Genomic DNA, 14,452 nt, shown 5'->3' with positions numbered 1-14,452 from the left:
CCCTTCGCGTTTTTAGCGCTGGTGCACGCAGCGACCGGCGGCATAGGTTTCGCGCACCGTGCGGTCATCGCCCAGGGTGGTCAGCACGAACAAGGTTTCCTCGATGCTCTTCGATTGCTGAATGCGGTAGTCCAGCAGCGGCGTTGCCTGGTAGTCGAGCACCACGAAGTCGGCGTCGTTGCCGGGACGCAGGCTGCCGATACGCTCGTCCAGGCGCAGTGCCCGGGCCCCCCCCAAGGTGGCCAGGTACAGTGACTTGTACGGGTGCAGGCGCGCGCCTTGCAGCTGCATCACCTTGTAGGCCTCGTTCAGGGTATTGAGCAGCGAGAAGCTGGTGCCTGCGCCAACGTCGGTACCTAAGCCGACATTGACCTTGAAACGCTCGGCCTGGGGCAGGTTGAACAGCCCACTGCCCAGGAACAGGTTGGAGGTAGGGCAGAACGCCACCGCCGAACCGGTCTCGGCCAGGCGCTGGCACTCCTCGTCGCACAGGTGTACCCCGTGGGCGAACACCGAGCGTTCGCCGAGCAGCTCGAAGTGGTCGTAGACGTCCAGGTAGCCATTCTGCTCGGGGAACAGTGCCTTTACCCAGTCGATCTCCTTGAGGTTCTCCGACAGGTGGGTGTGCAGGTACACGCCAGGGTGCTCCTTGAGCAACTGGCCGGCCGCGCGCAGTTGCTCGGGGGTGCTGGTCGGCGCGAAACGTGGCGTCACGGCGTAGTGCAGGCGGCCCTTGCCGTGCCAGCGCTGGATCAGTGCCTTGCTGTCGCGGTAGCTCGACTCGGGGGTGTCGGTCAGGTAGTCAGGGGCGTTGCGGTCCATCATCACCTTGCCGGCGATCATCCGCAGGTCCAGGCGCTCGGCCTCCTCGAACAGGGCATTGACCGATTCGGGGTGTACGCTACCGAACACCAGCGCGGTGGTGGTGCCGTTGCGCAGCAGCTCCTTGAGGAAGATCTTCGCCACCTGGTCGGCATGCGCCTTGTCGGCAAATTGCTTTTCGCAGGGGAAGGTGTAGGTGTTCAGCCAGTCCAGCAGTTGCTCGCCATACGAGCCGATCATGCCGGTCTGCGGAAAGTGGATGTGGGTGTCGATGAAGCCGGGGGTGATCAGGGCGTGCTGATGGTGCACCACCTCGATGTCGGCATCCAGCGTCGGCAGCAGCTCACTGGCATGGCCGAGTGCGCTGATGCGACCGTCGTCAACCACCAGCAGACCGTCTTCATAGTACTCGCAGGACGCTTCCAGGCCGACCTCGGCAGGGTCGGCAACGCTGTGCAGGATGGCGGCTCGGTAGGCTTTGCGGGTTGCGCTCATAAGGCTCTCGTCAAACGGCTTGGCTGCGCCGCGAGGCGGGCAGCAGTTGGGCAATCGGGCCTGAGTTGGCGCTAGCGTCGTGCTGGCCGAAACAGGCGTTGTAGGTGGCAATGATTTCTGCGGCGATGGACACAGCGATCTCGATCGGCAGCTTGCCCTTGACCTCGGCCAGGCCCATTGGGCAGCGCATGCGCGCCATCAGGGCGTCGTCGAAGCCGCGTTCGCGCAAGCGGTGTTCGAACTTGACGCGTTTGGTCTTCGAGCCGATCAGGCCGAACCAGGCAAAATCGTTGCGCCTGAGGATGGCGGCGGTCAGTTCCAGGTCGAGCGCATGGTTGTGGGTCATGACGATGCAGTAGCAGCCCGCAGGCAGCTCGGCCACTTCGTCGACCGGCTCCTCGCTCACCACCTGGGTCACACCGGCGGGGATGTGTTCAGGGAATTCCTGCTCGCGCGAATCGATCCAGCGCACCCGGCAGGGCAGGGCCGCGAGCAAGGGTACCAGAGCACGGCCCACATGGCCTGCGCCGAACACGGCGATCTCAGCCTGCACGCCGGTCATCGGCTCGAACAGCAGCACCGTGGCGCCGCCGCAGCACTGGCCAAGGCTCGCGCCCAGGCTGAAGCGCTCCAGGTGCGGAGTCATGCGGTGTTCTTCGAGCATCTGCCGGGCGATGTGCAGCGCCTTGAACTCCAGGTGGCCGCCGCCGATGGTGTCGTACAGCGCGCTGGCGCTGACCACCATTTTCGAGCCGGCATTGCGCGGGGTCGAGCCGCGCTCCTCGATGATGGTCACCAGTACGCAGGGTTCGCCGCGCGATTGATGGTCGGCGAGGGCGTTGATCCATTGGTGCATGATACTGCCTCTCTCAAATGCGGCGCGGTCCCTTGTAGGAGCGGCCTCGTGCCGCGAAAGGGCTGCACAGCAGCTCTAATCGTCATGACTGCACAGGCCTTGGGGCCGCTCCTACAGTGGCCAGCGGTGTCAGTGATTGACGGGTTCCAGTTGCTGCTCTGCAGGTTGCGCGGCAGCCACTGCCTTGCGCATCTGCTCGCAGCCCCAGAGCACCCGCTCCGGGGTCGAGGGGGCGTCGATGTTAGGCTGCACGCGATAGTCGGCGATGCTTGCCACGGCATCCTTGATCGCGCACCAAGCGGCGATGCCGAGCATGAACGGCGGCTCGCCCACGGCCTTGGAATGGAACACCGTGTCCTCAGGGTTCTTGCGGTTCTCCACCAGTTTCACGCGCATGTCGATCGGCATGTCGGCCACTGCCGGGATCTTGTAGCTGGCCGGGCCGTTGGTCATCAGCTTGCCCTTGGCGTTCCAGACCAGTTCCTCGGTGGTCAGCCAGCCCATGCCCTGGATGAAGCCGCCCTCCACCTGGCCAATATCGATGGCCGGGTTCAGCGAATCGCCCACATCATGCAGGATGTCGGCACGCAGCATCTTGTACTCGCCGGTCAAAGTATCGACGATCACCTCCACGCAGGCGGCGCCGAAGGCGTAGTAGTAGAACGGCCGGCCACGGGCCTGGGTACGGTCGTAGAAGATTTTCGGCGTGCGATAGAAACCGGTGGTCGACAGCGACACCTGGGCAAAGTACGCCAGCTGCACCAGCTGTTCGAAACTGACGATCTGGTCGCGCACGCGCACATGTCCGTTGCGAAACTCGACGTCTTCCTCGGTCACGTTGTAGTGCCGGGCGGCGAACTCGGTCAGGCGTTTCTTGAGGATTTCGGCGGCGTTCTGCGCGGCCTTGCCGTTCAGGTCGGCGCCACTGGATGCGGCGGTCGGCGAGGTGTTGGGCACCTTGTCGGTGTTGGTGGCGGTGATCTGGATGCGGCTGATATCCACTTGGAACACCTCGGCCACCACCTGCGCGACCTTGGTATTGAGGCCCTGGCCCATCTCGGTACCGCCGTGGTTGAGGTGGATGCTGCCGTCGGTATAGATGTGGATCAAGGCGCCAGCCTGGTTGAGGAAGGTGGCGGTGAACGAGATGCCGAACTTCACCGGGGTCAGCGCCAGGCCTTTTTTCAGCACCGGGCTGTTGGCATTGAAGCGGCGGATCGACTCGCGGCGCTCAGGATAGTCGCTGCTGGCTTCGAGTTCGGCCGTCATCTCTTCGAGCATGTTGTGCTCGACGGTTTGGTAGTAGTGGGTGACGTTGCGCTCGGTCTTGCCGTAGTAGTTGGCCTTGCGCACCGCCAGTGGGTCCAGCGCCAAGTGGCGGGCGATGTGGTCCATCACCTGCTCGATGGCGACCATCCCCTGCGGGCCGCCGAAACCGCGATAGGCGGTGTTGGAGGCGGTGTTGGTCTTGCAGCGGTGGCCGTGCACCGTGGCGTCGCCCAGGTAGTAGGCGTTGTCAGCGTGGAACATGGCGCGGTCGACGATCGAGCCGGACAAGTCTGGCGAGTAGCCGCAGTTACCGGCCAGGTCGAAGTTGATCCCGTGCAGGCGACCGCTGTCGTCGAAGCCCACGTCGTATTCGACGTAGAACGGGTGACGCTTGCCGGTCATCATCATGTCTTCGACACGCGGCAGGCGCATCTTGGTGGGCTGGCCAGTCAGGTGCGCGATCACTGCGCACAGGCACGCCGGGCTGGCCGCCTGGGTTTCCTTGCCGCCGAAACCGCCGCCCATGCGGCGCATGTCCACCACGACCTTGTGCATCGGCACATCCAGGACCTCGGCTACCAGCTTCTGCACCTCGGTGGGGTTCTGGGTGGAGCAGTACACGATCATGCCGCCGTCTTCGCCAGGCATTACCGAGCTGATCTGGGTTTCCAGGTAAAAGTGCTCCTGGCCGCCGATATGCAGGCTGCCCTGGATACGGTGCGGCGCGCTGGCCAAGGCGGCCGCTGCGTCGCCGCGCTGGTGGGTATGGCTGTCGAGTACGAAGTGCTTGTTACGCAGGGCCTGGACTACATCCAGCACAGGCTCCAGGTCTTCATATTCGATGATTGCCGCCATGGCCGCACGGCGCGCGGTATCCAAGTCACGTGCCGCTACCGCGAGCACCGGCTGGCCGAAGAATTCGACCTTGTCGATGGCCAGCAGCGGGTCGCCTGCCACCACCGGTCCGATGTCTTTGAGGCCCGGGATATCTTCATGGGTGATGGCGATGCGCACCCCCTCGAACTGGTAGCAGGGGCGTGTGTCGATGCGCAGGATGCGTGCGTGGGCACGGTCTGCGGTGCGCGCGAACACGTGCAATTGATTGGGGAATTCCAGGCGGTCGTCGATGTACACCGCTTCACCGGCCACGTGCTTGTCGGCGCTTTCGTGCTTGAGGCTGCGGCCGACCCCGGTGGTCAGGTCCTGGCTGAACAATGCGGCCATTTCGGCCTGGCTCTTGACGGCATGATGGTTAGACATAGGCGGTCACCCGGGTTTCGATGTGCGGCGATTGCAGTTCGATGAAGTACTTGCGCAGCAGGTTTTGCGCTGTCAACAGGCGGTATTCGCAGCTGGCGCGGAAATCGCTGAGCGGGGTGAAGTCCTCGGCCAGGGCCTGGCAGGCGCGCTCCAGCGTGGCCGGGTTCCAGGCTTTTCCGCGTAGCGCGGCCTCACAGGCGCGGGCGCGCTTGGGGATCGCGGCCATGCCGCCGAAGGCAATGCGCACACCGCTGACCATGCCATTTTCCAGGCTCAGGTTGAACGCCGCACACACCGCAGAAATATCATCGTCCAGGCGTTTGGACACTTTGTAGGCGCGGAACGTCCAGTCGTTGCTGGCGCGCGGCACGATGATCTTCTCGATGAACTCGCTGTCTTGGCGCGCGGTGATGCGGTAGTCGATGAAGTAGTCTTCCAGCGCCAAGGTGCGCTGGCGTTCGCCCTGGCGCAGGACGATCTGCGCATCCAATGCAATCAGCAGGGGCGGTGAGTCACCAATCGGTGAAGCATTGCCGATGTTGCCGCCCAGGGTGCCCTGATTGCGGATTTGCAGTGACGCGAAGCGGTGCAGCAGCTCGCCGAAGTCGGGATATTCCGCGTTGAGTGCCGCGTAGCAGTCGGTCAACGGGGTGGCTGCGCCGATTTCCAGGTGCGTGGCGCTGCGTTCAATGCGCTTGAGTTCGGCGACGTGACCGACATAGATCATCACCGGCAAGCTGCGATGGAACTGGGTGACTTCCAGCGCAAGATCGGTGCCGCCCGCCAGCAGGCGCGCTTCGGGGTGCGAGCTGTACAGCTCGGCAAGGTCAGCCACGGTCAGCGGCACCAGGCAGCGTTTGTCGCCGCTGTTGAGCTCGCCGGTCTGCTGCGGGGCAATGGCCTTGAGGCGGGCGATGGTCTGGGCCTGCTGGGCGTCGAACGGGTCGCGACAAGGCTGGGCGCAGGCCTGTTCGGCGGCCGCGAGGATCGGCCGGTAGCCGGTGCAGCGGCACAGATTGCCGGCCAGTGCTTCCTGGGCCTGGTGCAGGTCGTGACCGGTGCTGTTCTTTTGCAGGGCGAACAGCGACATGACGAAGCCTGGGGTACAGAAGCCGCATTGCGAACCATGGCAATCAGCCATGGCTTTCTGCACGCTATGCAGCTCGCCTTGGTGCTTGAGGCCTTCGACACTGATCAACTGCTTGCCATGCAGGGACGAGACGAATGTCAGGCAGGAATTGAGGCTGCGGTAGCGCAGGCTGTCGCGGCCTTGGTCGTCTTCGACCAGCTCGCCGACCACCACGGTGCAGGCCCCGCAGTCGCCGCTGGCGCAGCCTTCCTTGGTGCCGGTTTTGCCCAGGTGCTCGCGCAGGTATTGCAGCACCGTCATGTTCGGGTCCAGGGCGTGCTCGCTGTGCAGCGCCTGGTTGACGAGAAACTGGATCACGGGGAAGGCCTCGCAATGGTTTTATTGTTGTTCGGGCGGACTCTAAGCAACCGCTGAGCACAAGGTCAATGATTTTCTGACTCAAAGGTCAAGATTTTGCTCGAGCACTACCCGAATCGCGACAATGCACTGTTTTCCCAAGCATAGTTCGCGCCGCACGGAAGAGTTGACCTGGCGGTCACACAAAGCACATCGCGCAGGATGCAAGTGCGCTACAATCGCGCGCTTGTGCACAGCCTCCCGATTACGAAGGAAAACCATGACGTTCAAGGCGCCGGACAGCCTCTCCGAGCAAATTGCCCACTACCTGGCCGAGCGGATCATCCGCGGCGAACTCGCGCCCGGTGAGCGCATCCAGGAGCAGAAGGTCACCCAGGCCCTCAACGTCAGCCGAGGCTCGGTGCGTGAGGCGTTGCTGATCCTCGAACGGCGCCATTTGGTGGCGATCCTGCCGCGCCGTGGCGCGCATGTGACCGAATTGGACGAACACAACATCCGCAGCCTGTGCACCTTGATGGGCGAGCTGTACATCCTGCTGGGCAATGCGGTTGCACAACATTGGCGCCTGGAGGCTGACCTGCGCCCGTTTCTGGACATCCAGCAGCGTCTGCAAGCGGCCCACGCATGCCAGGACATCGAGGCATTCGTCGCCGACAGTTTCGCAGTGATGCGCGCGGCGTATCCGTTCGCCAACAACCCGTACCTGCAAGAAACCGTCGAGAACCTGCACCCGGCCATGAGCCGCGCCTACTTCCTGGCGCTGGACCAGCGCCAGGCCAACATGGCCGATTACCTCGACCTGTTCGCGCGCCTGTTGCAGGCAGTGGTTGCGCGTGACCTGCCGGCCATCCGCGAAGTGCTGGCAGCCTATTGCCAGCGCAGTTGCGAGTTGGTGCTGGCGGCCATGGCGCGGGTCTGACCGATGCGCCTCAAGTGCATCCGCCTGGCCGGGTTCAAGTCGTTCGTCGACCCCACCACGGTCAACTTCCCCAGCAACATGGCGGCCGTGGTAGGCCCCAACGGCTGCGGCAAGTCCAATATCATCGACGCGGTGCGCTGGGTGATGGGCGAAAGCTCGGCGAAGAACCTGCGCGGCGAATCGATGACCGATGTCATCTTCAACGGCTCCACCAGCCGCAAACCGGTCAGCCAGGCCAGCATCGAACTGGTGTTCGACAACAGCGACAACACCTTGGTCGGTGAATACGCCGCCTACGCCGAGATCTCGATCCGCCGCAAGGTCACCCGCGACGCGCAGAACACTTACTACCTCAACGGGACCAAGTGCCGGCGCCGCGATATCACTGACATTTTCCTCGGCACAGGCCTGGGCCCGCGCAGCTACTCGATCATCGAGCAGGGCATGATCAGCAAGTTGATCGAGGCCAAGCCCGAGGAATTGCGTAACTTCATCGAAGAAGCCGCTGGCATTTCCAAGTACAAGGAGCGCCGCCGCGAAACCGAGAACCGCATCCGTCGTACCCAGGAAAACCTCGCGCGCCTGACTGACCTGCGCGACGAACTCGAACGTCAGCTCGAACGCCTGCATCGTCAGGCCCAGGCCGCTGAAAAATACCGCGAGTACAAGGCCCAGGAGCGGCAGCTCAAGGCGCGCCTGTCGGCATTGCGCTGGCGCGAGCTGGACGAACGCGTGCGCCAGCGCGAGACGGTGATTGGTGACCAGGAGATCGCCTTCGAGGCCCTGGTGGCCGAGCAGCGTAACGCCGACGCCAGCATCGAACGCCTGCGTGATGGCCACCACGAATTGTCCGAGCGTTTCAACCAGGTGCAAGGGCGGTTCTACTCGGTGGCTGGCGACATCGCCCGTGTCGAGCAGAGCATTCAGCACGGCCAGCAGCGCCTGCGCCAGTTGCAGGATGATCTCCAGGAAGCCGAGCGCACGCGTCTTGAAACCGAATCCCACTTGGGCCACGACCGCACCTTGCTGGCCACCCTGGGTGAAGAGCTGGGCATGCTTGAACCCGAGCAGGAATTGATCCTGGCCGCTGCCGAAGAAGCTGCCGCGACCCTGGAAGAAGCCGAGCTGGGCATGCACGGCTGGCAAGAGCAGTGGGACAGCTTCAACACCCGCTCCGCCGAGCCGCGCCGTCAGGCCGAGGTGCAACAGGCGCGGGCGGCGCAGTTGGAGGCCAGCCTTGAACGTCTGGCCGAACGCCAGCGCAAGTTGGGCGAAGAACACGCACAACTGGGTGCGGATCCACAGGACGCTGAGACTGACGCGTTATCCGAGCAGGTGGCCAGCTGCGAGCTGTTGCTGGAAGACTTGCAGTTGCAGGAGCAGCAGGTCGTCGAACAGCTCGAAGGCGTGCGCGAACAGTTGCAGCAAGCCGCGCAGGCTCAGCAGCAACAGCAGGGTGAGCTGCAACGCCTGGGCGGGCGCCTGGCGTCCCTAGAGGCGCTGCAGCAAGCTGCCCTGGAACCTGGTGCGGGCGCGGCTGACTGGCTGCGCAGCCAGGGCCTCGAGCACCGCCCACGCCTGGCCGAAGGGCTGCGGGTCGAGCCAGGGTGGGAGCTGGCGGTGGAAACCGTACTAGGCGCGGACCTGCAAGCGGTGCTGCTCGACAACTTCGCCGGGCTCGCTTTCAACGACCTGGAGCAGGGCGAGTTGCGCCTGTTGCTGGAGGGCAGTGAAGGCGTGCCAGTGCCTGGCAGCTTGCTGGATAAAGTCCAGGGGCGCACCGACCTGTCGCCCTGGTTGGGCCAGGTGCGGCCGGTGGAAACCCTCGAGCAAGCCCTGGCCCAGCGCGGGTCGCTGGCCCAGGGTCAGAGCCTGGTGAGTCGCGACGGCTACTGGGTCGGCCAGCATTTTCTGCGGGTCAGCCGTGGCGGTGACGCCCAGGGCGGGGTGCTCGCCCGTGGCCAGGAAATCGAACGCCTGGGCCATGCGCAAGCCGAACAGCAGGCACAGCTTGAACAGTGCGATGAGCAGTTGCAGCGCCTGCGTGAACAACAGCTCGACCAGGAACAACAGCGCGAGCAATTGCGCCGCCGCAGCCAGGATGAAAGCCGTCGGCACGCTGAACTCAAGGCGCGCCTGTCGGCCGGCCGCGCCCGTGCCGAACAGTTGGCGCTGCGCCATCGCCGTCTTGAAGAAGAACTGGCCGAGTTGCAGGAACAGCGCGCCATCGAGCACGAACAGCTGGGTGAAGCCCGCCTGCTGCTGCAAGAGGCCCTGGAGTTGATGGCCCAGCACACCGAGCAGCGCGAGCAGTTGATGGCCCGCCGCGATACCTTGCGCGAAGGCCTCGACCGCGTTCGCCAGGAGGCGCGCCAGCACAAGGATCACGCTCATCAACTGGCCGTGCGCCTGGGCTCGCTGCGGGCGCAGCACGACTCTACCCGCCAGGCGCTGGAGCGTCTCGAGCAACAGGCCGCGCGCTTGAGCGAGCGCCAGGAACAACTGAACCTGAACCTCGAAGAAGGCCAGGCGCCGCTCGAAGAACTGCGTCTGAAGCTCGAAGAGCTGCTTGAGCGGCGCATGCGCGTGGATGAAGAAATGCGCGAGGCTCGCCTGCATATGGACGAAGCCGACCGCGCGCTGCGCGAGGCCGAGCGTCGGCGCACCCAGGCTGAGCAGCAAGCTCAGGTGCTGCGCGGTCAACTGGAACAGCAGCGCCTGGAGTCGCAAGGCCTGGACGTACGGCGCAAAACGTTGCAGGAACAACTGCTGGTAGACGGCTACGATCTTCAGGGCGTGTTGGCCACGCTCGAGGCCGATGCCAGTGAACAGGGCACCGAACAGGAGCTGGAACAGGTCGAGTCGCGTATCCAGCGCCTGGGTGCGATCAACCTGGCGGCCATCGAGGAGTACGAGCAGCAGTCCGAGCGCAAGCGTTACCTGGATGCCCAGGACGCCGATCTGGTAGAGGCGCTGGAGACCCTGGAAAACGTCATTCGCAAGATCGACAAGGAAACCCGTAACCGTTTCAAGGATACCTTTGATCAGATAAATGCCGGATTACAGGCACTTTTCCCAAAAGTTTTCGGTGGCGGCAGCGCCTATCTGGAACTGACGGGCGAAGATCTACTCGATACAGGGGTGACAATCATGGCGCGCCCGCCCGGCAAGAAGAACAGCACGATCCATTTGCTGTCTGGCGGCGAGAAAGCACTGACCGCCCTGGCGCTGGTGTTTGCCATCTTCAAGTTGAACCCCGCGCCGTTCTGCATGCTCGACGAAGTCGATGCACCGTTGGACGACGCCAACGTCGGGCGGTATGCCCGCCTGGTCAAGGAAATGAGTGAAACCGTTCAATTCATCTACATCACGCATAACAAGATTGCCATGGAAATGGCCGATCAATTGATGGGCGTGACCATGCACGAGCCTGGTTGTTCACGCCTTGTTGCAGTTGATGTGGAGCAAGCGATGTCCATGGTCGACGCCTAACGGCATGATCATGCGGGTATTTCCCCTGGCAGGAGCGACAGACGGTGTAAAGTTGCCTTTGGTCGTGCTAGCTTTATGGCACTTGTTTCTAGCGTGGGTAAAACGCCTGTCAGAACATAGAGTTGGCGCCACGTGTTAAAGGCCTTTGAAGCCTTTGTTTTCAAGCATATTTTTTATAGAGGCACGGGATTACATGGAAATCGGTCTGCGCGAGTGGCTGATCGTCATCGGCATCATTGTCATCGCCGGTATTCTTTTCGACGGCTGGCGCCGCATGCGCGGCGGCAAGGGCAAGTTGAAGTTCCGCCTGGACCGCAGCTATGCCAACGCCCCTGACGACGAGGGCAGCGCCGAGGTACTGGGCCCGGCCCGTGTGCTGGAAACCCAAAAAGAGCCCGAACTGGACGAAACCGATCTGCCGTCGGTGAGTGCTCCGGCCCGTGAGCGCGAGCGTGAGCCAAGGCCGAGCAAGCCCAAGCGTGGCAAGCGCCAGCACAGCGAGGTGCAGCAGGGTGACCTGAGTCTGGCTGCCGAGCCGCGTGAGCCTGACTTGTTCGACGAAGGCGATGAGGAACTGGCCGCCGACAACAGCCGTAACAGCGGCTTTGCCACCTCCAGCAACGCCGCCAAGGAGCTGCCGCCGGTGGAAGAGGTGCTGGTGATCAGCGTCATCTCCCGCGACGAAGCCGGCTTCAAGGGCCCAGCGCTGCTGCAGAACATCCTTGAAAGCGGCCTGCGCTTCGGCGAAATGGACATCTTCCATCGCCATGAAAGCATGGCCGGTCACGGCGAAGTGCTGTTCTCCATGGCCAACGCCGTCAAGCCCGGCGTGTTCGACCTGGACGACATCGACCACTTCAGCACCCGTGCGGTGAGCTTCTTCCTCGGTCTGCCGGGGCCGCGCCATCCCAAGCAGGCCTTCGACGTGATGGTGGCTGCCGCGCGCAAGCTCGCCCACGAACTCAACGGTGAACTCAAGGACGACCAACGCAGCGTGTTGACTGCCCAGACCATCGAGCACTACCGCCAGCGCATCGTCGAGTTCGAGCGCCGCGCACTGACCCAGAAGCGCTGAACACCCGAGCAGGCGAGCCCAGCCTCGGTTCGTACTGCGATGATTCAAGCTAGAGGGCTGTCGGGGCTGGTGCTGGTTACTCATTTGATTGGGGCTGCTTTGCAGCCCTTCGCGGGCAAGCCCGCTCCCACAGGATTTGCGCAGCTGTCATGGCGAGCGCGGTCCCTATGGGGGCGGGCTTGCCTGTGAAGGGGCGCAACGCGGCCCCTCTTGTTTGAGTGTTCAGCCTGAATGCCGCTGGCTGCCTGCCTTGCAAGAGAACACGAAAATGACCGCCGAATCCCGAATCCACGCATTGCGCGCCGAACTCGACCAGCACAACTATCGCTACTACGTGCTCGACGAGCCCAGTGTGCCGGACGCCGAATACGACCGGCTGTTCAATGAGCTCAAGGCCCTGGAGGCCGAGCACCCGCACCTGGTCACGCCTGATTCGCCTACCCAGCGCGTGGGTGGCGCTGCGCTGTCGGCGTTCAGCCAGGTTCGCCACGAGATCCCCATGCTCAGCCTGGGCAACGCCTTTGAGGAAGACGATCTGCGCGACTTCGACCGTCGTGTGGTCGAGGGGCTGGACCTGCCTGCAGGTGACCTGTTCGGTGCGGGCGCGGCGGTGGACTATAGCTGCGAACCGAAGCTCGACGGCCTGGCGGTAAGCCTGCTGTACCGCGACGGCCAGTTGGTGCAGGGCGCCACCCGTGGCGACGGCACCACCGGTGAGGACATCAGCGCCAACGTGCGCACCGTGCGCAACATCCCCCTCAAGCTGCAAGGCGAAGGCTGGCCGGTGGTGCTCGAAGTGCGCGGCGAGGTGTACATGAGCAAGGCCGGGTTCGAGCGCCTCAACGCCGCCCAGGCCGAGGCGGGCGGCAAGACATTCGCTAACCCGCGCAATGCGGCTGCCGGCAGCCTGCGCCAGCTGGACTCAAAGATCACCGCCAGCCGTCCGCTGGAGTTCTGCTGCTACGGTGTGGGCCAGGTGTCCGAAGCATTCGGTGACAGCCATATCGGCATCCTCGAAAAGCTCAAGACCTGGGGCCTGCCGATCAGCCGCGAGCTGCGCCATGCGGCGGGCATCGAGCAGTGCCTTGAGTACTACCGTGACATCGGCGCGCGCCGCAACGACCTGCCTTACGAGATCGACGGCGTGGTGTTCAAGGTCAACAGCCTGGCCTCCCAGCGCGAGCTGGGCTTTCGGGCCCGCGAGCCGCGTTGGGCGATTGCTCACAAGTTCCCGGCCATGGAAGAACTCACCGAAGTGCTCGATGTCGAGTTCCAGGTCGGGCGTACCGGTGCGGTGACCCCGGTCGCGCGGCTCAAGCCGGTCAAGGTCGCTGGCGTGACCGTGTCTAACGCCACCCTGCACAACATGGACGAAATCGCCCGGCTGGGCCTGCGGATCGGCGATACGGTGATCATCCGCCGCGCCGGTGATGTGATTCCGCAGGTGATGCAGGTTGTCCTCGACCGGCGCCCGGACGATGCCCGCCCGGTGCAGGTCCCGACGCACTGCCCGGTGTGCGGCTCGCACGTCGAACGCACCCAACTGGTCAAGCGCAGCAAGGGCAAGGCAACCACCAGCGAAGGCGCGGTGTACCGCTGCGTCGGCCGCCTGAGCTGCGCGGCGCAGCTCAAGCAGGCGATTATCCATTACGTGTCGCGCCGCGCCATGGACATCGACGGCCTGGGCGAGAAGAGCGTCGAGCAGTTGGTGGACGAAGGGCTGATTCGTTCGCCAGCCGACCTGTACAGCTTGCAGTTCGAGCAGATCGTTGGCCTGGAAGGTTTCGCCGAGGTGTCCAGCAACAAGCTACTGGCCGCCATCGACGCCAGCAAGCGCCCGACCCTAGCCCGTTTCATCTATGCCCTGGGCATCCCCGATGTGGGCGAGGAGACCGCCAAGGTGCTGGCGCGCTCGCTGGGCCGTCTGTCGCGGATACAGGTGGCCTTGCCGCAAGTGCTCACGTACCTGCCCGACATCGGCCTGGAAGTGGCCTTTGAAATCCACAACTTCTTCGAGGATGCACACAACCGCGCGGTCATCGACGCGCTGCTGGCAGCCGGTATGCAGTTGCAGGACGAAGGCGAGCTGGGCGCGGAGTTCGCCGCCAGCACCACGCTGGCTGGCCTGCTCGCCAAGCTGGACATTCCCTCGGTCGGCCCGACCGGGGCCGAGAAGCTGGTGGACAAGCTTGGCACCCTGGACAAGATCATCGCGGCCGACGGCATCGACCTGCGCCAGGCGCTCAATACCAAGCAGGCAGAAGGCGTGCGAGAGTTCTTCAAGGTCGAGGCCAACCAGCAATTGGCCCGTGCGATCGAGGCGCAGTTGCTGGAATTCGGCATGCACTGGTCGTGCGAGAAGCAATCCGCCGAAGGCCTGCCCCTGGCCGGGCAAACCTGGGTGCTGACCGGCACGCTTGAGCGCATGAGCCGGGATGTGGCCAAGGAGAAGCTGGAAAGCCTGGGTGCGAAAGTGGCCGGCTCGGTGTCAGGCAAGACCCATTGCGTGGTCGCCGGCCCCGGTGCGGGCTCCAAGCTGACCAAGGCCAACGAGCTGGGGGTGAAGGTGCTGGATGAAGAGCAGTTCGTGGCCTTCATGGCGGGGCAGGGCATCACCCTCTGATCTCGCAAGCGCGCCGCGTCCGGTTCAAACCCGCCCGCACAGGATTGTGCAACGCCTGAATCCAGCGTTGCACCTGTAGGCGCGGCCTTGTGCCGCGATGGGCTGCGCAGCAGCCCCGGCGATCTTGCATGAGGCTCAAATCCTGGGGCCGCTACGCAGCCCATCGCGACACAAGGTCGCTCCTACAGACTCCC

The 14,452-nt window shown here is 63.9% G+C and carries 8 protein-coding genes; 4 read left to right on the top strand and 4 right to left on the bottom strand.

What is annotated here, in order from left to right:
* Positions 1–12: 12 nt before the first annotated feature.
* The 4 genes from guaD to xdhA form a co-directional block, all read right to left on the bottom strand.
* Positions 13–1,317 carry a guanine deaminase gene (gene guaD, locus ACNFIC_RS19065; RefSeq protein WP_138220256.1) on the bottom strand — a complete coding sequence of 435 codons (1,305 nt, stop codon included), beginning with the start codon at positions 1,315–1,317 and terminating at the stop codon, positions 13–15.
* 10 nt (positions 1,318–1,327) lie between these two features.
* Positions 1,328–2,173, bottom strand: coding sequence for a xanthine dehydrogenase accessory protein XdhC (gene xdhC, locus ACNFIC_RS19060; RefSeq protein WP_416781629.1), 846 nt, complete (start codon positions 2,171–2,173; stop codon positions 1,328–1,330).
* Between the two features lie 129 nt (positions 2,174–2,302).
* On the bottom strand, positions 2,303–4,702 hold the full coding sequence (gene xdhB, locus ACNFIC_RS19055; RefSeq protein ID WP_138220254.1) for a xanthine dehydrogenase molybdopterin binding subunit: 2,400 nt from the start codon (positions 4,700–4,702) through the stop codon (positions 2,303–2,305).
* Entirely contained in the window at positions 4,695–6,149 is a 1,455-nt protein-coding gene (xdhA, locus tag ACNFIC_RS19050; RefSeq protein ID WP_138220253.1) for a xanthine dehydrogenase small subunit, read from the bottom strand. Before xdhA ends, xdhB begins: the two co-directional genes overlap by 8 nt.
* Positions 6,150–6,408: 259 nt before the next feature.
* On the opposite strand from xdhA, the gene ACNFIC_RS19045 reads away from it, so the two are divergent.
* The 4 genes from ACNFIC_RS19045 to ligA all read left to right on the top strand — a co-directional run bounded on the left by ACNFIC_RS19045 (position 6,409) and on the right by ligA (position 14,258).
* On the top strand, positions 6,409–7,068 hold the full coding sequence (locus tag ACNFIC_RS19045; RefSeq protein WP_138220252.1) for a GntR family transcriptional regulator: 660 nt from the start codon (positions 6,409–6,411) through the stop codon (positions 7,066–7,068).
* A gap of 3 nt (positions 7,069–7,071) precedes the next feature.
* Entirely contained in the window at positions 7,072–10,560 is a 3,489-nt protein-coding gene (gene smc / locus ACNFIC_RS19040; RefSeq protein ID WP_416781628.1) for a chromosome segregation protein SMC, read from the top strand.
* A gap of 193 nt (positions 10,561–10,753) precedes the next feature.
* On the top strand, positions 10,754–11,635 hold the full coding sequence (gene zipA / locus ACNFIC_RS19035) for a cell division protein ZipA (RefSeq protein WP_416781627.1): 882 nt from the start codon (positions 10,754–10,756) through the stop codon (positions 11,633–11,635).
* Between the two features lie 268 nt (positions 11,636–11,903).
* The gene (gene ligA, locus ACNFIC_RS19030; RefSeq protein WP_416781626.1) at positions 11,904–14,258 is read left to right on the top strand and encodes an NAD-dependent DNA ligase LigA; all 2,355 of its coding nucleotides are present in this window, start codon (positions 11,904–11,906) and stop codon (positions 14,256–14,258) included.
* Positions 14,259–14,452 lie beyond the last annotated feature (194 nt).

The sequence above is a fragment of the Pseudomonas sp. NY15463 genome, assembly GCF_048068415.1.
GTDB classification, from domain to species: domain Bacteria; phylum Pseudomonadota; class Gammaproteobacteria; order Pseudomonadales; family Pseudomonadaceae; genus Aquipseudomonas; species Aquipseudomonas mosselii_C.
The sequence above is the reverse complement of the archived record's forward strand: the minus strand, read 5'-3'. Positions and strand labels throughout refer to the sequence as shown.

Excerpts from the sequence above, each read along its gene's own strand:
- guaD (WP_138220256.1), bottom strand. The coding sequence starts at position 1,317 with ATGAGCGCAACCCGCAAAGCCTACCGAGCCGCCATCCTGCACAGCGTT.
- xdhC (WP_416781629.1), bottom strand. The coding sequence starts at position 2,173 with ATGCACCAATGGATCAACGCCCTCGCCGACCATCAATCGCGCGGCGAA.
- xdhB (WP_138220254.1), bottom strand. The coding sequence starts at position 4,702 with ATGTCTAACCATCATGCCGTCAAGAGCCAGGCCGAAATGGCCGCATTG.
- ACNFIC_RS19045 (WP_138220252.1), top strand. The coding sequence starts at position 6,409 with ATGACGTTCAAGGCGCCGGACAGCCTCTCCGAGCAAATTGCCCACTAC.
- smc (WP_416781628.1), top strand. The coding sequence starts at position 7,072 with ATGCGCCTCAAGTGCATCCGCCTGGCCGGGTTCAAGTCGTTCGTCGAC.
- zipA (WP_416781627.1), top strand. The coding sequence starts at position 10,754 with ATGGAAATCGGTCTGCGCGAGTGGCTGATCGTCATCGGCATCATTGTC.
- ligA (WP_416781626.1), top strand. The coding sequence starts at position 11,904 with ATGACCGCCGAATCCCGAATCCACGCATTGCGCGCCGAACTCGACCAG.